General features: G+C 56.1%; 16 protein-coding genes, 3 tRNA genes and 1 pseudogene. 19 read left to right on the forward strand and 1 reads right to left on the reverse strand.

Translation table 11 applies throughout. The features are described 5' to 3' along the window. The first annotated feature begins 87 nt into the window (after window positions 1-87). The 18 genes from sucA to A1830_RS04575 all read left to right on the forward strand — a co-directional run bounded on the left by sucA (window position 88) and on the right by A1830_RS04575 (window position 16,694). Window positions 88-2,985: a 2-oxoglutarate dehydrogenase E1 component gene (sucA, locus tag A1830_RS04490; RefSeq protein WP_067702398.1), complete on the forward strand. Its 2,898-nt coding sequence runs from the start codon at window positions 88-90 to the stop codon at window positions 2,983-2,985. Window positions 2,986-2,999: 14 nt separating this feature from the next. Then, a complete protein-coding gene (gene odhB, locus A1830_RS04495; protein ID WP_067702401.1) occupies window positions 3,000-4,220 on the forward strand; it encodes a 2-oxoglutarate dehydrogenase complex dihydrolipoyllysine-residue succinyltransferase in 1,221 nt (406 codons plus the stop codon). A gap of 103 nt (window positions 4,221-4,323) precedes the next feature. Beyond that, window positions 4,324-5,490, forward strand: a complete 1,167-nt coding sequence (gene sucC, locus A1830_RS04500; RefSeq protein ID WP_067703655.1) for an ADP-forming succinate--CoA ligase subunit beta — start codon at window positions 4,324-4,326, stop codon at window positions 5,488-5,490. Next, window positions 5,490-6,362 (forward strand): succinate--CoA ligase subunit alpha, encoded by an 873-nt coding sequence (gene sucD / locus A1830_RS04505; RefSeq protein WP_067702404.1) that lies wholly within the window; start codon window positions 5,490-5,492, stop codon window positions 6,360-6,362. The genes sucC and sucD overlap by 1 nt, the downstream gene beginning before the upstream one ends. A gap of 687 nt (window positions 6,363-7,049) precedes the next feature. Next, complete coding sequence (gene cydA / locus A1830_RS04510) at window positions 7,050-8,618, forward strand: cytochrome ubiquinol oxidase subunit I (protein ID WP_067702407.1); 1,569 nt, start codon at window positions 7,050-7,052, stop codon at window positions 8,616-8,618. A 15-nt stretch (window positions 8,619-8,633) separates the two neighbouring features. After that, window positions 8,634-9,773 carry a cytochrome d ubiquinol oxidase subunit II gene (cydB, locus tag A1830_RS04515; protein ID WP_067702410.1) on the forward strand — a complete coding sequence of 380 codons (1,140 nt, stop codon included), beginning with the start codon at window positions 8,634-8,636 and terminating at the stop codon, window positions 9,771-9,773. Between the two features lie 15 nt (window positions 9,774-9,788). After that, complete coding sequence (gene cydX / locus A1830_RS04520; RefSeq protein ID WP_067702413.1) at window positions 9,789-9,899, forward strand: cytochrome bd-I oxidase subunit CydX; 111 nt, start codon at window positions 9,789-9,791, stop codon at window positions 9,897-9,899. Next, complete coding sequence (ybgE, locus tag A1830_RS04525; RefSeq protein WP_067702415.1) at window positions 9,899-10,192, forward strand: cyd operon protein YbgE; 294 nt, start codon at window positions 9,899-9,901, stop codon at window positions 10,190-10,192. The genes cydX and ybgE overlap by 1 nt, the downstream gene beginning before the upstream one ends. Window positions 10,193-10,527: 335 nt before the next feature. Continuing rightward, window positions 10,528-10,932 carry a tol-pal system-associated acyl-CoA thioesterase gene (ybgC, locus tag A1830_RS04530; protein ID WP_067702416.1) on the forward strand — a complete coding sequence of 135 codons (405 nt, stop codon included), beginning with the start codon at window positions 10,528-10,530 and terminating at the stop codon, window positions 10,930-10,932. A gap of 5 nt (window positions 10,933-10,937) precedes the next feature. Next, on the forward strand, window positions 10,938-11,615 hold the full coding sequence (tolQ, locus tag A1830_RS04535; protein ID WP_197473287.1) for a Tol-Pal system protein TolQ: 678 nt from the start codon (window positions 10,938-10,940) through the stop codon (window positions 11,613-11,615). Between the two features lie 13 nt (window positions 11,616-11,628). Then, on the forward strand, window positions 11,629-12,060 hold the full coding sequence (gene tolR / locus A1830_RS04540; RefSeq protein WP_067702418.1) for a colicin uptake protein TolR: 432 nt from the start codon (window positions 11,629-11,631) through the stop codon (window positions 12,058-12,060). A gap of 29 nt (window positions 12,061-12,089) precedes the next feature. Next, complete coding sequence (gene tolA / locus A1830_RS04545) at window positions 12,090-13,439, forward strand: cell envelope integrity protein TolA (RefSeq protein ID WP_067702419.1); 1,350 nt, start codon at window positions 12,090-12,092, stop codon at window positions 13,437-13,439. A 121-nt stretch (window positions 13,440-13,560) separates the two neighbouring features. Then, the gene (tolB, locus tag A1830_RS04550) at window positions 13,561-14,853 is read left to right on the forward strand and encodes a Tol-Pal system beta propeller repeat protein TolB (RefSeq protein WP_067702421.1); all 1,293 of its coding nucleotides are present in this window, start codon (window positions 13,561-13,563) and stop codon (window positions 14,851-14,853) included. 44 nt (window positions 14,854-14,897) lie between these two features. Beyond that, complete coding sequence (pal, locus tag A1830_RS04555) at window positions 14,898-15,425, forward strand: peptidoglycan-associated lipoprotein Pal (RefSeq protein ID WP_067702424.1); 528 nt, start codon at window positions 14,898-14,900, stop codon at window positions 15,423-15,425. 9 nt (window positions 15,426-15,434) lie between these two features. Beyond that, window positions 15,435-16,262 (forward strand): cell division protein CpoB, encoded by an 828-nt coding sequence (gene cpoB, locus A1830_RS04560; RefSeq protein ID WP_067702427.1) that lies wholly within the window; start codon window positions 15,435-15,437, stop codon window positions 16,260-16,262. A gap of 164 nt (window positions 16,263-16,426) precedes the next feature. Then, a tRNA-Lys gene (locus tag A1830_RS04565) sits at window positions 16,427-16,502 on the forward strand. 35 nt (window positions 16,503-16,537) lie between these two features. Further along, window positions 16,538-16,611, forward strand: a tRNA-Lys gene (locus A1830_RS04570). Window positions 16,612-16,618: 7 nt separating this feature from the next. Beyond that, window positions 16,619-16,694, forward strand: a tRNA-Lys gene (locus A1830_RS04575). A gap of 95 nt (window positions 16,695-16,789) precedes the next feature. Here the strand turns inward: A1830_RS04575 and A1830_RS04580 are convergent. Continuing rightward, a pseudogene (locus A1830_RS04580) lies at window positions 16,790-18,231 on the reverse strand (AlkA N-terminal domain-containing protein). A gap of 222 nt (window positions 18,232-18,453) precedes the next feature. Here A1830_RS04580 and A1830_RS04585 point away from each other — a divergent pair. Next, window positions 18,454-18,981 carry a methylated-DNA--[protein]-cysteine S-methyltransferase gene (locus A1830_RS04585; protein ID WP_067702430.1) on the forward strand — a complete coding sequence of 176 codons (528 nt, stop codon included), beginning with the start codon at window positions 18,454-18,456 and terminating at the stop codon, window positions 18,979-18,981. Window positions 18,982-19,090: the final 109 nt, after the last annotated feature.

The following is a 19,090-nucleotide window of genomic DNA, read 5'->3' on the forward strand; positions in this document are numbered from 1 at the left end:
GCAAGCCGCCTGTGCGGCGTGGGAACTGTAAAGCTCCCCTTTAAATAAATCACGGCGAAAGAAAGCACAAATGCTTAAGGGATCACAATGCAGAACAGCGCGATGAAACCCTGGCTAGACTCATCCTGGCTGGCCGGCGCGAATCAGACCTACATAGAGCAGCTCTATGAGGACTACCTGACCGATCCTGACTCTGTTGATGTTGCCTGGAAATCGCTGTTTGAACAGCTTCCAGGTCAGGGAGTCAGACCTGAACAATTCCATTCGACCACCCGCGAGTACTTCAAGCGCCTGGCGAAAGATGCCACCCGCTACACCGCTTCCGTTAGCGATCCCGATACCAATGCCAAACAGGTGAAGGTTCTTCAGCTGATAAACGCCTTCCGTTTCCGCGGCCATCAGCTGGCTAACCTCGATCCGTTAGGCCTGTGGCAGCAGGAATCGGTGCCCGATCTCGATCCGGCTTTCCACGATCTGACCGAAGCGGATTTCCAGGAAACCTTCAACGTGGGGTCCTTTGCGTTTGGCAGGGACACGATGAAGCTGGGCGACCTGTTCGCGATGCTGAAGCAGACCTACTGCGGTTCGATTGGTGCGGAATATATGCACATCACCAACACCGAAGAGAAGCGCTGGATCCAGCAGCGTATCGAATCGGTGGCGGGCCAGGCTTCCTTCTCAACCGATGAGAAAAAGGGCTTTCTGAAACAGCTCACCGCTGCGGAAGGTCTGGAACGCTACCTCGGGGCTAAATTCCCCGGCGCGAAGCGCTTCTCGCTGGAAGGGGGCGACGCGCTGGTACCGATGCTGAATGAAATGATCCGTCACGCCGGTAAAAGCGGCACCCGTGAAGTGGTGTTGGGGATGGCTCACCGTGGCCGCCTGAACGTACTGATCAACGTGCTGGGTAAAAAGCCGCAGGATCTCTTCGATGAGTTCTCCGGCAAGCACAAAGAGCATCTCGGCACCGGCGACGTGAAGTACCACATGGGCTTCTCGTCCGATGTTGAAACCGAAGGCGGCATGGTTCATCTGGCGCTGGCGTTCAACCCGTCGCACCTGGAGATTGTCAGCCCGGTAGTAATGGGATCGGTACGCGCGCGTCTGGACAGGCTGGACCAGCCGGGCAGCAATCAGGTATTACCGATTACTATTCACGGCGATGCCGCGGTAACCGGTCAGGGCGTGGTTCAGGAAACGCTGAACATGTCTCAGGCGCGCGGCTACGAGGTGGGCGGCACGGTACGCATCGTGATCAATAACCAGATTGGCTTTACCACCTCCAATCCGAAAGATGCCCGCTCGACGCAGTACTGTACCGATATCGGTAAAATGGTGCTGGCACCGATTTTCCACGTCAACGCTGACGATCCCGAAGCGGTAGCATTTGTTACCCGCCTGGCGCTGGACTTCCGCAACACCTTTAAGCGCGATGTGTTTATCGATCTGGTCTGCTATCGCCGTCACGGCCATAACGAGGCCGACGAGCCAAGCGCCACGCAGCCGGTGATGTATCAGAAGATCAAAAAGCATCCTACGCCGCGTAAGATCTATGCCGACCGCCTGCAGGAAGAGAAGGTTGCCAGCCTGGAAGACGCGACGGAGATGGTTAATCTCTACCGCGATGCGCTGGATGCGGGCGAGTGCGTGGTGCCAGAATGGCGTCCGATGAGCCTGCACTCTTTCACCTGGTCACCCTATCTGAATCATGACTGGGATGAGAGCTACCCGGAAACCCTGGACTTCCAGCGCTTGCAGGATCTGGCGAAGCGCATCAGCACGGTGCCGGAGTCGATCGAAATGCAGTCGCGCGTGGCGAAGATCTACAACGATCGCGCTGAAATGGCCGCCGGTAACAAGCCCTTCGACTGGGGCGCTGCGGAAAATCTCGCCTATGCCACGCTGGTCGATGAGGGCATTCCCTGCCGTCTCTCCGGGGAGGATATGGGGCGCGGCACCTTCTTCCATCGTCATGCGGTGATCCATAACCAGGCTAATGGCTCCACCTGGACTCCGCTTCAGCACGTTCATAACGGGCAGGGCACCTTCCGGGTTTGGGATTCTGTCCTGTCGGAAGAAGCCGTGCTGGCCTTTGAATATGGCTATGCGACGGCTGAGCCGCGCACGCTGACCATTTGGGAAGCGCAGTTCGGCGACTTCGCCAACGGTGCGCAGGTGGTTATCGATCAGTTTATCAGCTCCGGTGAGCAGAAGTGGGGCCGCATGTGTGGGCTGGTGATGCTGCTGCCGCACGGCTATGAAGGGCAGGGGCCGGAGCACTCCTCCGCCCGCCTGGAACGCTATCTGCAACTCTGCGCCGAGCAGAACATGCAGGTTTGCGTACCCTCCACCCCGGCGCAGGTCTACCNCTCCTCCGCCCGCCTGGAACGCTATCTGCAACTCTGCGCCGAGCAGAACATGCAGGTTTGCGTACCCTCCACCCCGGCGCAGGTCTACCACATGCTGCGCCGTCAGGCGCTGCGCGGGATGCGTCGTCCGCTGGTGGTCATGTCGCCGAAATCCCTGCTGCGCCATCCGTTGGCGGTCTCTTCTCTTGAAGAGCTGGCGAACGGCGGCTTCCAGCCCGCGATTGGCGAAGTCGACGACCTCGATCCGCAGGGCGTGAAGCGCGTGGTGCTGTGTGCCGGTAAGGTTTATTACGATCTGCTGGAAAAACGCCGTAAGAACGAGCAGACCGATGTCGCTATCGTGCGTATTGAGCAGCTCTACCCCTTCCCGCACAAAGTGGTACAGGAAGTGCTTAAGCACTATAAGCACGTCACTGATTTTGTCTGGTGTCAGGAAGAGCCGCAGAACCAGGGCGCCTGGTACAGCAGTCAGCATCATTTCCGCGAAGCCGTACCCGCTCAGGCTTCATTACGTTATGCCGGCCGTCCAGCTTCGGCCTCGCCGGCAGTAGGTTATATGTCCGTTCACCAGCAGCAGCAGCAAGATCTGGTTAATGATGCGCTGAACGTTAATTAATTAAAGGAAAAATAATGAGTAGCGTAGATATTGTCGTTCCCGACCTGCCTGAATCCGTTGCCGATGCCACCGTGGCGACCTGGCACAAAAAACCGGGCGATGCCGTGCAGCGCGATGAAGTCCTGGTAGAGATCGAAACCGATAAAGTGGTGCTGGAAGTTCCGGCCTCCGCAGACGGCATACTGGAAGCCATTCTGGAAGATGAGGGCGCAACGGTGACCTCACGCCAGCCTCTGGGCCGTCTGAAAGAGGGTAACAGCGGTGGAAAAGAGAGTTCAGCGAAGTCTGAAGCCGCAGCTTCTACGCCTGCGCAGCGCCAGAGCGCGTCCCTGAGTGACGAGAGCAATGACGCACTCAGCCCGGCCATTCGCCGTCTGATCGCCGAACACGGCCTCGACCCGGCCGCCATCAGCGGTACCGGCGTGGGTGGCAGACTGACGCGTGAAGATGTCGAAAAACATCTGGCGAAAAAACCTGCTGCGGCTCCGTCAGAAGCGAAAGCGCCGGAAGGAGCAGCAGCACCCGCGCTGGCCGGACGCAGTGAAAAGCGTGTGCCAATGACCCGCCTGCGCAAGCGCGTAGCGGAGCGTCTGCTGGAAGCGAAAAACAGCACCGCCATGCTGACCACCTTTAACGAAGTCAACATGCAGCCGATCATGAGCCTGCGCAAGCAGTACGGCGAGTCGTTTGAAAAACGTCACGGCGTACGCCTGGGCTTTATGTCTTTCTACCTGAAAGCGGTAGTGGAGGCGCTGAAGCGCTTCCCGGAAGTGAATGCCTCAATCGACGGCGAAGACGTGGTGTACCACAACTACTTCGACGTCAGCATTGCCGTATCCACCCCGCGCGGGCTGGTGACGCCGGTGCTGAAAGATGTGGATGCGCTGGGTATGGCCGACATTGAGAAGAAAATCAAAGAGCTGGCGATCAAAGGCCGCGACGGCAAGCTGACCGTTGACGAACTGACCGGCGGTAACTTCACCATTACCAACGGCGGCGTCTTTGGTTCCCTGATGTCAACGCCGATCATCAACCCACCGCAGAGCGCCATCCTGGGAATGCATGCCATCAAGGATCGCCCAATGGCGGTCAATGGTCAGGTGGTTATCCAGCCGATGATGTATCTGGCGCTCTCCTACGATCACCGCCTGATCGACGGTAAAGAGTCGGTCAGCTATCTGGTCGCCATTAAAGAGCTGCTGGAAGATCCCACTCGTCTGCTGCTGGACGTCTGAACCCTGTCGGGCGCGGTGAATGCCGCGCCCGCCCTATGAGAGCCAATACTCTGGCACGCTGCCGGATGCGGCTGAGTTTATCCCGACTAAATGGATTAACATCATGAACTTACACGAATATCAGGCAAAACAGCTGTTTGCACGGTATGGTTTACCGGCACCCACCGGTTATGCCTGCACCACACCACGTGAAGCAGAAGAAGCCGCCTCCAAGATTGGCGCCGGTCCGTGGGTAGTGAAATGTCAGGTTCATGCCGGAGGCCGCGGTAAAGCGGGCGGTGTGAAAGTGGTGAAAAGCAAAGAAGAGATCCGCGCCTTTGCCGAGCACTGGCTGGGCAAACGCCTGACCACCTATCAGACCGATGCTCAGGGTCAGCCGGTTAACCAGATCCTGGTGGAAGCAGCGACCGATATCGACCAGGAGCTGTATCTGGGCGCGGTCGTGGACCGTGGCACCCGTCGCGTGGTGTTTATGGCCTCTACCGAGGGCGGCGTGGAAATTGAGAAAGTCGCCGAGGAAACCCCGCACCTGATCCACAAAATGGCGCTCGATCCGCTGACCGGTCCGCAGCCGTATCAGGGCCGTGAGCTGGCGTTTAAGCTTGGTCTGACCGGCAAGCAGGTAGGGCAGTTCACCAAAATTTTCATGGGCCTGGCAAATCTGTTCCTGGAGCGCGATCTGGCGCTTGTTGAGATTAACCCGCTGGTTATCACCAAAGAGGGCGATCTGATCTGCCTGGATGGCAAGCTGGGTGCCGACGGCAATGCGCTGTTCCGCCAGCCGGATCTGCGCGAAATGCGCGACCCGAGCCAGGAAGATGCCCGTGAAGCGCAGGCTGCACAGTGGGAACTTAACTACGTGGCGCTGGAAGGGAATATTGGCTGTATGGTCAACGGTGCCGGTCTGGCGATGGGCACCATGGACATCGTGAAGCTCAGCGGCGGCCAGCCTGCTAACTTCCTCGACGTGGGCGGCGGTGCGACGAAAGAACGCGTTACCGAAGCGTTTAAAATCATCCTCTCCGACGACGCGGTCAAAGCGGTTTTCGTTAATATCTTCGGCGGTATTGTTCGCTGCGATCTTATTGCAGACGGCATTATTGGCGCCGTTGAGGAAGTGGGCGTCAACGTACCGGTCGTGGTGCGTCTGGAAGGAAACAATGCCGAACTGGGTGCCAAAAAACTGGCAGACAGCGGCCTGAATATCATTGCAGCAACCAGCCTGAGCGACGCGGCGCAGCGCGTTGTGGCCGCAGCGGAGGGTAAATAATGTCCATTCTGATCGATAAAAACACCAAGGTAATCTGCCAGGGCTTCACCGGCGGGCAGGGGACGTTCCACTCTGAACAGGCGCTGGCCTATGGCACGCAGCTGGTGGGCGGCGTAACGCCGGGCAAAGGCGGCACAGAACACCTGGGCCTGCCGGTCTTCAATACCGTGCGCGAAGCCGTAGAAGCGACCGGTGCGACCGCATCCGTTATCTATGTTCCGGCTCCTTTCTGTAAAGACGGTATCCTGGAAGCCATTGAAGCGGGGATTAAGCTGATCATCACCATTACCGAAGGTATCCCTACGCTGGATATGCTGACGGTGAAGGTGAAGCTGGACGAAGCGGGCGTGCGCATGATTGGCCCTAACTGTCCGGGCGTTATTACCCCCGGCGAATGCAAAATCGGCATCATGCCGGGCCATATTCATAAGCCAGGACGTATCGGTATCGTTTCCCGTTCGGGTACGCTGACCTATGAAGCCGTTAAGCAGACTACGGATATCGGCTACGGCCAGTCAACCTGCGTTGGTATCGGTGGCGATCCGATCCCCGGCTCTAACTTTATTGATATTCTGACCCTGTTCCAGGACGATCCACAGACCGAAGCGATTGTAATGATCGGCGAGATCGGCGGCAGCGCTGAAGAAGAGGCGGCCGCCTTTATCAAGGCAAACGTCACCAAGCCGGTGGTGGGGTATATTGCCGGTGTGACCGCGCCAAAAGGCAAACGTATGGGCCATGCGGGCGCGATCATTGCCGGTGGCAAGGGCACAGCGGATGAGAAATTTGCCGCGCTGGAAGCCGCAGGGGTGAAAACCGTGCGCAGCCTGGCCGACATCGGCGAAGCGGTGAAAGCCGTTCTGCCTCGCTAACCCGACGTATTGCATTACTGTGCCGCCGCCCTGAGCTAAGCCTGCGCAGGGGAGGTTAAATCGGCAGCACCCCCGGCCTGAGTTCGCCACATCGGCGGATTCAGGCTTTTTTATGGCGGGCTGGACCGTATCCTGTTCAGCATAATCCTGGTCCTTCGTGCTTCAGCCTTTATTATTCTGTTACCTCGCCCCCCTCCCGCCTGCCGCTTCGGTTAAATAATCCAGGTGATTATTGTTTTATTATTTACAATGCCGGCCAGAAAAATACAATAAATTAACAACGAAACCTCGCTAGCATATAAATCAAAGTACACACCTTGATTAATATCAAGAAAGTACAATCTATTTAAATTGTTAGTTCTGGATTAGATGCAGCCTTTTGGATTAAATTGCGTTACATCAAAATGCACCTGTCGGGTGCCTATTTTGAAGAATGATCTTCACGCTGAAATTTATAATTCTTAATAATTAAGTTTTGTTTATCATTAAAGGTGGCCGCTTTCCCTTTTTGCCACGGATATCCCTTTAAGCGCGGGTATTTCAAATAAAGCGCGCTGAAAAGAGATTAATTATCTTTATTTTACTCACCCGTGGGATCTTTTTTAGTTACTGGCATTGGCCCACCGCCCCGCCTGGCAGGGCGCATCTCAAGGGCCAACACCCTCGAACGAGGAGCAAGGAGTCAAGATGTTTGATATTGTCGAACTGTCGCGCTTACAGTTTGCTCTGACCGCTATGTATCACTTTCTGTTTGTGCCCTTAACGCTGGGAATGGCGTTTTTGCTGGCGATAATGGAAACGGTTTACGTGCTGTCAGGTAAGCAAATCTACAAAGATATGACTAAATTCTGGGGCAAGTTATTTGGTATTAACTTTGCCCTGGGCGTGGCTACCGGACTGACCATGGAGTTTCAGTTCGGGACCAACTGGTCCTATTATTCACACTACGTCGGAGATATATTCGGCGCACCGCTGGCGATTGAAGGTCTGATGGCTTTCTTTCTGGAATCGACCTTTGTCGGGCTGTTTTTCTTCGGCTGGGATCGACTGGGAAAAGTCCAGCATATGGCGGTGACCTGGCTGGTGGCATTAGGCTCAAACCTTTCTGCGCTGTGGATCCTGGTCGCGAATGGGTGGATGCAGAACCCCGTCGCCTCTGACTTCAACTTTGAAACGATGCGCATGGAGATGGTCAGTTTCTCAGAGCTTATCTTCAATCCGGTCGCTCAGGTGAAATTCGTCCATACCGTGGCGGCGGGCTACACCTGCGGCGCGATGTTTATTCTGGGTATCAGCGCCTTTTACCTGCTGCGCGGCCGCGACGTGGCCTTCGCTAAACGCTCCTTTGCGATTGCAGCAAGCTTCGGCATGGCGGCAATACTGTCGGTTATCGTGCTCGGGGACGAGTCAGGTTATGAAATCGGCGACGTTCAGAAGACGAAGCTGGCCGCGATTGAAGCCGAATGGGAAACCCAGCCTGCGCCGGCTCCTTTTACGCTGTTTGGTATACCCGATCAGCAGGCACAGGAAAATAAATACGCTATTCAGATCCCCTGGGCGCTGGGGCTGATTGCTACCCGCTCACTTGATAAGCAGGTGACCGGGCTGAAAGAGCTGATGGGGCAGCATGAGGTGCGCATCCGTAACGGGATGAAAGCTTATCAGCTGCTGGCCGAGCTGCGATCCGGCAACGATGACGCTCAGGTACGCACCGCCTTCAACGCGGTGAAAAAAGATCTGGGCTACGGCCTGCTGCTGAAACGCTATACGCCAAACGTCAGCGATGCCACTGAAGCGCAGATTGCCCAGGCGACCAAAGACTCCATTCCTCAGGTCGCGCCACTTTACTTCTCATTCCGCATCATGGTCGCCAGCGGCATCCTGATGCTGCTGATTATCGGCGCTGCGTTCTGGGCGGTAGTCCGTAACCGCATTGGCAAAAGTACCTTCCTGCTTAAGTGCGCGCTTTACGGCATTCCTCTGCCGTGGATCGCCATCGAGTCCGGCTGGTTTGTCGCGGAATATGGCCGTCAGCCCTGGGCTATCGGCGAGGTGCTGCCGACGGCGGTGGCGAACTCCTCACTGACGGTTGGCGATCTGCTGTTCTCGATGATTCTGATCTGCGGGCTTTACACGATGTTCCTGGTGGTTGAAATGTATCTGATGTTCAGGTTTGCCCGACTGGGCCCAAGCAGCCTGAAAACGGGTCGCTATCACTATGAACAGTCTCCCCTTACCACACCGGCAGCACGCTAAGACAGGAGTCTTCTGATGATTACTTATGAACTGCTGCGATTCGTCTGGTGGGCACTGATCGGCGTACTGCTGATTGGCTTCGCCGTGGCGGACGGATTTGATATGGGCGTGGGCATGCTCTCACGCATTCTCGGGCGGACCGATACCGATCGACGCATTATGATCAACAGTATCGCCCCGCACTGGGACGGCAATCAGGTGTGGCTGATCACCGCCGGGGGAGCGCTGTTTGCCGCCTGGCCAATGGTCTATGCGGCGGCCTTTTCCGGCTTCTACGTGGCAATGATCCTGGTGCTGGCCTCGCTGTTCTTTCGCCCGGTGGGTTTTGACTACCGTTCGAAGATTGAAGACCCACGCTGGCGTCGTACCTGGGACTGGGGCATTTTTATCGGTAGCTTTGTGCCGCCGCTGGTGATTGGCGTGGCCTTCGGCAACCTGTTGCAGGGTGTGCCTTTTCATACCGATGAATACCTGCGTCTGTTCTATACCGGCAACTTCTTCCAGCTGCTGAATCCGTTTGCGCTGCTGGCGGGTATCGTCAGCGTCAGCATGATCCTGACGCAGGGCGCCACCTATTTACAGATGCGCACCACCGGCGAACTGCACATCCGTTCTCGCGGGGCCGCGCAGATTTCAGCATTGGTGATGATGGTGTGCTTTGTGCTGGCCGGCGTGTGGGTGATGAAGGGCATAGAGGGTTACGTGCTGAGCTCTGTGCTGGATCACAATGCGCCGTCGAATCCGCTGGCTAAGGTGGTGACGCGTGAAGCGGGTGCCTGGCTGGTGAATTTCAACCGTGCCCCAATACTCTGGGCTATCCCGGCGCTGGGCGTGGTACTGCCGCTGCTGACGGTGCTCTGTTCGCGGCTGGAGAAGGGCGCCTGGGCGTTTTTCTTCTCTTCCCTGACGCTGGCCTGCGTGATCCTGACGGCGGGGGTGGCGATGTTCCCGTTCATTATGCCATCCAGCACGGTTCCGAATATCAGCCTGACAATGTGGGATGCGACCTCGAGCCTGCTGACGCTGAAAATTATGACCGTGGCCGCCATCATCTTTGTGCCGATTATTCTGGCGTACACAACCTGGTGTTATTACAAAATGTTCGGTCGCATCACGCGTGAGCAGATTGAAAATAACACCCATTCACTCTACTGATCGAGGAGCTGCACAATGTGGTATTTTGCCTGGATACTTGGCACGCTGCTGGCCTGCGCCTTTGGCATCATTACGGCGCTGGCGATAGAGCATATCGAAGAGAGCGAAGTGAAAAACGAACGCTGATGACAACGGGAATTTTTCGTGTGCTTAAGGTGATGGACAGCAGCCCAATACGGGCGCTGTCCCTGCTGATGGCACTGCTACTGGCGGGCTGTATCTTTTGGGAGCCCGCCCGCTTTGCGGCTAACAGCGGTGAGCTGGCGCTCTGGCAGGGGCTGTTAGCGATCTGGGCCGTCTGCGCAGGCGTTATACACGGCGTAGGGTTCCGGCCACGGCGGCTGCGCTGGCAGGCCTTTTTCTTTCCACCCCTGGCCTGGTGCGTGCTGCTGGCAGGACTGTTATTCTTTTTTAAGTGAGCGTGTCGGGCGGCTTTTACGTCGCCCTTATCCCGGCTGCGTCAGGTTACGTTTACCCCTCTCTATCTGCTTCAGGCACTGTCATGTTCTGTCTGAAAAGTCTGTCAAAAACAATCAAGTTGTTTCCAAACGATAATTATTTTCTCTCCCCTCTGGCAACCCATTCCCAAGGGCATATCTCTTGCGTATAGTACGGCAAGCGTTACGTTAATTTTAAGCCGTTACGCGGGGAGTTATTGCCTCAGCCGTCTCTACGCTAACGCCAGAGATAGCAACAACGCTACGTCCCCTGGGGATGCAGCCTGACTTTTTAAAAGCCATACCGGGATGTAGAAGTGAGTACAACGCTGTTTCGATGGCCGGTGCGTGTTTACTACGAAGACACGGACGCCGGTGGTGTGGTTTACCATGCCAGCTATGTCGCTTTTTATGAACGGGCACGAACTGAAATGCTGCGCCAGCACCATTTCAATCAGCAGACGCTGCTGGAACAGCAGGTTGCGTTTGTCGTGCGTCGCCTGACGGTTGACTATCTTGCCGCTGCGCGCCTTGACGATCTTCTCGAGGTGCAGTCGGAGGTAGTAAGGATGACCAGAACGACGATGACTTTCGCACAACGAATTGTGAATGCAGAGGGGCAGACGCTGAACGAAGCGGAAGTCCTTATCGCCTGTATTAATCCACACCTAATGAAGCCAATTGCGCTTCCCAAGTCTATTGTCGCGGAGTTCAAGCAGTGACTGACATGAACATTCTTGATTTGTTCCTGAAGGCGAGCCTTCTGGTCAAACTTATCATGTTGATTTTGATTGGGTTTTCTATCGCCTCCTGGGCAATCATTATTCAGCGTACCCGCATTCTGAATGCGGCAGGGCGTGATGCGGACGCATTCGAAGATAAATTCTGGTCGGGAATCGAACTCTCGCGCCTTTATCAGGAGAGCCAGGCGCGTCGCGACGAGCTGGGGGGATCTGAACAAATTTTCTATGCGGGCTTCAAAGAGTTTGCCCGCCTGCATCGCGCCAATAACCATGCGCCTGAATCGGTGGTGGAAGGGGCGACGCGCGCTATGCGCATTTCAATGAACCGCGAGCTGGAAGCGCTGGAAAACAATATTCCTTTCCTTGGCACCGTGGGGTCGATCAGCCCCTATATCGGGCTGTTTGGTACGGTCTGGGGGATTATGCATGCCTTTATCGCCCTGGGCGCGGTTAAACAGGCCACGCTACAGATGGTGGCACCGGGGATCGCAGAAGCGCTGATTGCCACGGCGATCGGTCTGTTTGCGGCAATCCCGGCGGTCATGGCGTATAACCGCCTGAATCAGCGCGTGAACCGGCTGGAACAGAATTACGATAACTTTATGGAAGAGTTCACGGCCATTCTGCATCGTCAGGCGTTCTCCAGCGACGTCAGCAAGTAACAGCGGAGGCTCTATGGCCAGAAAGCGTGGTCGCAGCGGTCGCCGCGACATGAAGTCCGAAATCAACATCGTGCCTTTACTGGACGTGCTGCTGGTGCTGCTGCTGATCTTTATGGCAACGGCTCCCATCATTACCCAGAGCGTGGAAGTTGACCTGCCGGACGCAACGGATTCAAAAACCGTTTCCAGCGATGATAATCCACCGGTGATCGTGGAAGTGGCGGGAGTAGGGCAGTACAGCCTGGTGGTCGATCACGACCGCATGGAGCAGCTCCCTCCTGAACAGGTCATTGCTGAAGCGCAGCGTCGTATCCAGGCGAATCCGAAGACGGTTTTCCTGATTGGCGGTGCGAAGACCGTGCCCTATGACGAGATCATCAAGGCGCTTAACCTGCTGCATCAGGCAGGCGTTAAGTCTGTTGGCTTAATGACGCAGCCGATTTAATTCATTCGAACCGTTTTTGGGAACCGAGAGTGTCGAAGGCAACCGAGCAAAACGATAAGTTAAAACGAGCGATTATCATTTCAGTTATTCTGCATATCTTTTTGATTGCACTGCTGATCTGGAGCTCTTTTGACGAACATATCGAAGCCAGCGGCGGCGGCGGCGGTAGTGATATTGATGCAGTAATGGTTGATCCTGGCGCGGTGGTTGAACAGTACAATCGTCAGCAGAATCAACAGAGCGACAGCAAGCGTGCCGAGCAGCAGCGTCAGAAGCAGGCAAAACAGCAGGCGGAAGAGCTACAGCAGAAGCAGGCGGCGGAACAGCAGCAGCTAAAGCAGATGGAAAAAGAGCGTTTGCAGGCGCAGCAGGAAGCGAAGCAGCAGGCGGCCGAGCAGGCAGCAGAACAGAAGCAGGCGCAGGAAGCGGCAAAGCAGGCCGAGGAGCAGCAGAAGCAGGCTGAGGCTGCTGCGTCCCAGGCTAAGGCTGATGCGAAGGCGCAGGCGGATGAGCAGGCTAAAGCGGCGGCAGACGCGCAGGTAAAGGCCAAAGCTGACGCGCAGGCTAAAGCTCAGGCTGACGCAAAGGCGAAAGCTGACGCGCAGGCTAAAGCGGCGGCTGATGCGCACAAGAAAGCGGAGGCTGAAGCCAAAAAAGCAGCCACCGAGGCTAAAAAGCAGGCGGAAGCCGAGGCCAAAGAGGCTGCGGCTGAGGCCGCTAAGGTGAAGGCTGCGCAGGAGGCGAAAGCCAAAGCCGTCGCCGATGCGAAAGCGAAGGCCGCCGAAGAGGCCAAAGCGGCGCAGGAAGCCAAACAACAGGCTGCGGAAGAGGCGAAAGCGAAAGCAGAGGCTAAGGCGGAAGCGAAAGCGAAAGCCGAGGCTCAGGCAGAAGCGAAAGCCAAAGCAGAGGCAAAAGCCGAAGCGAAAGCCGCCGCTGCTGCCAAAGCAAAAGCCGCGGCCGATGCGAAGAAAAAAGCAGCTGCTGAAGCCGCAAAAGACAGCAGTGATGTTGACGATCTGCTGGGCGGACTCAGTTCTGGCAAGAATGCGCCAAAGCAGGGTAAATCCGGTGGCGCGGCGGGGCAGGGTAACCAGAAAAAATCCGGCGCTTCCGGCGCGGCCATTGATAGCTATCTTGGTCAGGTGCAGGGCGCAATTCAGAGTAAGTTCTATGATTCAGATACGTTCAAGGGCAGAACCTGCGACGTTCGCATCAAACTTGCACCTGATGGTTTGTTAATTTCGGCCGTGCAGTCGGGGGGCGATCCGGCGCTGTGCCAGGCGGCAATCAATGCAGCCAGAATGGCGCGGATACCGAAGCCGCCAAGCGCGGATGTTTATCAGGCGGTGAAAGACGCAACGCTGATATTCAAGCCATAATAAACCGGTATGTTCCGGCAGGGGGAACCAAAACTCCCGTGCCGGACTCTACATATGCATTCACGGTTCTTTGAAACACTGCTAATTATCGTGGACATCGCGTTCAGGTAAGGGAGAAAAGATGAAGCAGGCATTTCGTGTAGCACTGAGTTTTTTACTGCTGTTTGTCGCGGTCGCGCATGCAGAAGTTCGTATTGAAATCACCCAGGGGGTGAACACCGCGCGTCCAATTGGCGTCGTGCCTTTCAAATGGGACGGTCCGGGTGCCGCACCTGAAGATATCGGCGGCATCGTGGCGGCAGACTTACGCAACAGCGGGAAATTTAATCCGCTGGATCGCGCCCGTCTGCCACAGCAGCCGACGACGGCGGCGGAAGTCCAGCCTGCGGCGTGGACCGCACTGGGCATTGATGCCGTGGTAGTGGGTAAGGTACAGCCGGGGGCTGATGGCAGCTATCTGGTCTCTTACCAGCTGGTGGATACATCAGGGAATCCCGGTGCTATTCTGGCGCAAAACCAGTATAAGGTAACCAAACAGTGGCTGCGTTACGCCGCGCACACCGCCAGTGACGAATCCTTCGAGAAGCTGACCGGCATTAAGGGTGCATTCCGTACGCGTATCGCCTATGTCGTACAGACTAACGGCGGTCAGTTCCCATACGAACTGCGCGTCTCCGACTATGACGGCTATAACCAGTTTGTCGTTCATCGTTCACCGCAGCCGCTGATGTCTCCGGCCTGGTCAAAAGATGGCAGCAAACTGGCCTATGTGACCTTTGAAAGCGGTAAATCAGCGCTGGTCATTCAGACGCTGGCAAACGGTGCTATCCGTCAGGTGGCCTCATTCCCACGCCATAACGGCGCACCGGCTTTCTCACCGGATGGTACTAAGCTGGCTTTCACCCTGTCGAAGACCGGCAGCATGAACCTGTACGTGATGGATCTGGGTTCCGGTCAGATCCGCCAGATAACGGACGGTCGCTATAACAATACCGAACCTACCTGGTTCCCGGACAGCCAGACGCTGGCCTATACCTCCGATCAGGCAGGTCGTCCACAAATTTATAAAATCAGTGTTAACGGTGGCGCAGCCCAGCGTCTGACCTGGGAAGGTTCTCAGAATCAGAATGCCGACGTCAGCACTGACGGTAAATCACTGGTGATGGTTAGCACCAACGGTGGTGCGCAGCACATCGCCAGGCAGGATCTGGAAACGGGAGCCGTGCAACAATTAACGGACACGTTCCTGGATGAAACGCCAAGCCTCTCGCCAAACGGCACGATGGTAATCTATAGCTCTACACAGGGTATGGGTTCCGTTCTGCAGCTGGTTTCGACTGATGGGCGTTTCAAAGCGCGTCTTCCGGCAACCGATGGACAGGTAAAATCACCTGCCTGGTCGCCGTATCTGTGATGCATGTGTAAATATGTATGGCAAACAATAATAGGATTGTAGAAATGCAACTGAATAAAGTGCTGAAAGGCTTAATGCTGGCACTGCCAGTAATCGCAGTGGCTGCTTGTAGCTCACACAAAAACAACAACAACGACCAGACCAGCGGTATGGGCGATGGTGCAAATAGCGGCATGAACAGCGGCATGAACGGCGGCGGCAACATGTCTTCTGACGAGCAGGCTCGCCTGCAGATGCAGGAACTGCAGAAAAACAACATCGTTTACTTCGGTCTGGACAAGTATGACATCCAGTCTGACTTCGCTCAGATGCTGGACGCGCATGCGACTTTCCTGCGTAACAACCCATCATACAAAGTGACCGTAGAAGGTCATGCGGATGAGCGCGGAACGCCAGAGTACAACATCGCCCTGGGCGAACGTCGTGCGACTGCGGTTAAAATGTACCTGCAGGGCAAAGGCGTTTCTGCCGATCAGATCTCTATCGTCTCCTACGGTAAAGAGAAGCCAGCGGTGCTGGGTCATGACGAAGCGGCTTATGCTAAAAACCGTCGTGCCGTACTGGTCTACTAAGAGAATCACATGATTAGTAACTTCAGACTTCACCTGTTGGGTCTGTCGTTACTGGTTGGCGTAGCGGCTCCCTGGGCCGCTAATGCCCAGGCGTCAATCAGTAACGTTGGCTCAGGCTCGGTCGATGACCGCGTCACTACCCTTGAGCGTATCTCGAATGCTCAGGGACAACTTCTCCAGCAGCTTCAGCAGCAGCTCTCCGACACCCAGCGCGATATCGATTCCCTCCGTGGACAGATTCAGGAAAATCAGTATCAGCTGAATCAGGTCACCGAGCGTCAAAAAAACCTTTATCAGCAGATTGATACGCTAAGCAGCAGCGCTGGCAGCGCTAATGCTACTGCTGGTGCCAATACAGGTTCTGATGCTCAGGCTCAGCCGACCGTATCGGGTGAGGATGCCGCAGCGGCCTCAGGCGGTACGCACGCTAACGGCGGCGCGGCTGCGGCTGGCGTGCAAAGCGGAGATGCCAATACCGATTACAATGCGGCGGTCGCCCTTGTTCTGGAGAAAAAACAGAACGACCAGGCTATTACTGCTTTTCAGGCATTTGTAAAAAAATACCCGGATTCAACCTACCAGCCAAATGCGAACTACTGGCTGGGGCAGTTGAATTACAACAAAGGTAAAAAAGACGACGCGGCCTATTATTTTGCCACCGTGGTCAAGAAATACCCTAAGTCACCGAAAAGTCCTGACGCACTCTACAAGGTTGGCGTGATCATGCAGGAGAAGGGCGACACGGAAAAAGCGAAAGCCGTCTGGCAGCAGGTGGTCAAACTTTATCCGAACAGTGACGCGGCGAAAAATGCGCAAAAACGGGCTGGCGCGCAGTAAGTGTCACACTTTGACCTGTTATCGCGTGATTTCTGGTCCATACGCGCGAAAGGTAGTCAGTTGAACGGGTTAGTTTAAAATAGTGGTTGCGCTGAATCGGTAAATCAGTAATATATGCCGCCGTTGCCGGGACATATGTTAAAACGTTCTGACAGCACGAAAGTGGGTCGTTAGCTCAGTTGGTAGAGCAGTTGACTTTTAATCAATTGGTCGCAGGTTCGAATCCTGCACGACCCACCACTATCAGATAGTAACAGGCAGTACACCGCTTCAGCGGGTCGTTAGCTCAGTTGGTAGAGCAGTTGACTTTTAATCAATTGGTCGCAGGTTCGAATCCTGCACNACACCGCTTCAGCGGGTCGTTAGCTCAGTTGGTAGAGCAGTTGACTTTTAATCAATTGGTCGCAGGTTCGAATCCTGCACGACCCACCAATGTCAAAAGGCGCCCTAAAGGCGCCTTTTTGCTTTACTGCATTTGTGCAGGGTGCGAAGCTACACCAGGTCGGGTCTGATAACGAAGCGCACGCTCAGGGCGCCAGATTTTTCCAGATATGCATAACGGCATAGCCGCGCCATGGACGCCAGGCTTCCGCAAGCGCCTCCGCCTCTCTGGCGGTAACGCCGCCCAGATTCTTCCTCACGACCACATCCTCTTTGACAAAGGCATCCGGCCAGTGCAGCGCGCGCATGGCGATATAGTGTGCGGTCCAGGGGCCGATGCCGGGCAGGGCAGTCAGTGCGGCAATAGCCTGCTCCGGATGCGCTACGGCATCAAACGTCAGCGCCCCGCTGTCACAGGCCTGCGCGGCGGCGATAAGCGTCCGTGCGCGTGCGCTGATAATACCCAGGCGGGCAACCTCATCCAGGCTGGCCTGAGCCACGTCTGCCGCCCGCGGCGTCAGATGCGTAAGCGTCGGCAGCGGGGTGGCGAACGGCTCGCCAAAGGCTGCGGCGAAGCGCCCTCCGAGCGTGGTAGCGGCCTTAACCGTAATCTGCTGGCCCAGAACGGCTCTGACCAGCGTTTCAAAGCCATCAAACGCGCCGGGAAGCCTGAGCCCCGGGTTTTTTTGCAGGCTTTCCCGCAGCAGCGGGGATTGCTCAAGGTGGGTGGTGATGCGATCGGGATGAGCGTCCAGATCGAATAAATGTCTCAGCCGCCGGAGCAGTACGGGCAGGACCGGTATCAGGGAGTGTGTAAACTCCACGCGCAAACTGTTCTTATGCGGCTGATGTGACAGGCGCACCCAGCCCGTATATTGCCCCAGACGCACCGTACGGGCATAACTCTCGTGATCCACGCTCTCTATGCCTTTTAGTGCGCGAAGGCGCAGGAAGTCAAGCAGGCACGCCCAGTCGTAGGGTGGGCGATAGCTCAGCAGCAGCGTTGAGGTTTCCCCCTGGACCGCGGATCCGGTTTCGCGAACGGTTTTACGCAGGCGCTGTCTCTTATACACATCTGACGCTGCCGACGAAGAGGCCGCNTGGCGAAGCCGCTGGCATAGGCGATATCGGTGACCGACAGTGCCGTTTCGGTCAGCAGCTGCTTTGCCAGCAGCAGACGCCGGGTTTGCCGCAGCTCAACGAAAGAAACGCCGAGTTCTTTATGCATGATGCGTCGTAGCTGCCGGGAGCTGAGCGCAAAGCGGGCGGCAATCTGCTCTAATCCTTCTGCCGCATCGATCTGGCCGTTTTCAATATGCTGGATAAGCAGATTAGCGATTCGCTGGCCGTTATCGATCGGCGCATTACCCGGTGCCAGCTCAGGCCGACAGCGCAGGCAGGGGCGAAAGGCGGCTTTTTCTGCAGCTTCGGCGCTGTCAAAAAACAGGCAGTTCTGCTGATGGGGCGGTTTGACCGGGCAGACGGGCCGACAATAAATCCCTGTCGAGGTGACGCCAACATAAAACACGCCGTCAAAGCGGACGTCGCGTGAGATCATGGCACGCCAGGCTACGGTACGATCGATCATTCTGCTGCCTTATTGCATCGGGTGGAGGGGAAGAGCATGCAGGTTTTCTGCTCTCCGGAGGCATCACCTGACACCGAAGATAGCAATGATTCATTTTTATAACTGGCGGTTTTCGGACGGCAAACCGGTTTATTCCCCTGTCCGAAAACGGCTGGCAGACCCTGCAGGATTAAGGATAATAAGCGTTATTGTTTCTACAAGGCGTGACGCAGGGTGAGTATGATGAATTACTTCTTTAAAAGGATATCTTCACCGGTGGGTGAGCTGACGGCGATCGCCAGCGACAGAGGGCTGGCGGCGGTACTGTGGGAAAATGAAAACCCTAAGCGTGTCCGGCAGATGTCGCCGCAGGAGGATCCCACGCATCCGGTACTGCTGGAGACGGCGCGACAGCTTAACGAGTATTTTTCCGGCGAGCGTACTCGTTTTAGCCTGCCTCTCGATTTTGTCGGCACCGATTTTCAGAAAAAGGTGTGGCAGGCGCTACTGGACATCCCCTTTGGTGAAACCCGCAGCTATGCGCAGATTGCCCGCCAAATCGGTCACCCTGCGGCGGTGCGCGCAGTGGGCGCGGCCAATGGAAAAAACCCGATCTCAATCATTGCCGCCTGTCACCGTGTGATCGGTGCCAATGGCAAACTGACGGGTTTTGCTGGCGGGCTTGAGGTCAAGGCGCTGCTGCTACGACTTGAAGCCACCCACTATGGTGATTCAGGCAGCCTGCTGAGCCCTGCCCACACCGGAGAATAACTTATTGCGAGCGGGAAGCAGCCCACACCGACAAATCATGCATTGCGAGCGGGAAGCAGCCCACACCGGCAAACAATGCATTGCGAGCGGGAAACTGCCCTCAGCCGCA

This window comes from Erwinia sp. ErVv1 (assembly GCF_900068895.1).
Classification (GTDB): domain Bacteria; phylum Pseudomonadota; class Gammaproteobacteria; order Enterobacterales; family Enterobacteriaceae; genus Erwinia.

Bases quoted from the DNA above. Each gene is read 5' to 3' on its own strand.
- odhB (WP_067702401.1), top strand. From the start codon at position 3,000: ATGAGTAGCGTAGATATTGTCGTTCCCGACCTGCCTGAATCCGTTGCC.
- sucC (WP_067703655.1), top strand. From the start codon at position 4,324: ATGAACTTACACGAATATCAGGCAAAACAGCTGTTTGCACGGTATGGT.
- sucD (WP_067702404.1), top strand. From the start codon at position 5,490: ATGTCCATTCTGATCGATAAAAACACCAAGGTAATCTGCCAGGGCTTC.
- cydA (WP_067702407.1), top strand. From the start codon at position 7,050: ATGTTTGATATTGTCGAACTGTCGCGCTTACAGTTTGCTCTGACCGCT.
- cydB (WP_067702410.1), top strand. From the start codon at position 8,634: ATGATTACTTATGAACTGCTGCGATTCGTCTGGTGGGCACTGATCGGC.
- cydX (WP_067702413.1), top strand. From the start codon at position 9,789: ATGTGGTATTTTGCCTGGATACTTGGCACGCTGCTGGCCTGCGCCTTT.
- ybgE (WP_067702415.1), top strand. From the start codon at position 9,899: ATGACAACGGGAATTTTTCGTGTGCTTAAGGTGATGGACAGCAGCCCA.
- tolQ (WP_197473287.1), top strand. From the start codon at position 10,938: ATGAACATTCTTGATTTGTTCCTGAAGGCGAGCCTTCTGGTCAAACTT.
- tolR (WP_067702418.1), top strand. From the start codon at position 11,629: ATGGCCAGAAAGCGTGGTCGCAGCGGTCGCCGCGACATGAAGTCCGAA.
- tolB (WP_067702421.1), top strand. From the start codon at position 13,561: ATGAAGCAGGCATTTCGTGTAGCACTGAGTTTTTTACTGCTGTTTGTC.
- pal (WP_067702424.1), top strand. From the start codon at position 14,898: ATGCAACTGAATAAAGTGCTGAAAGGCTTAATGCTGGCACTGCCAGTA.
- cpoB (WP_067702427.1), top strand. From the start codon at position 15,435: ATGATTAGTAACTTCAGACTTCACCTGTTGGGTCTGTCGTTACTGGTT.
- A1830_RS04585 (WP_067702430.1), top strand. From the start codon at position 18,454: ATGAATTACTTCTTTAAAAGGATATCTTCACCGGTGGGTGAGCTGACG.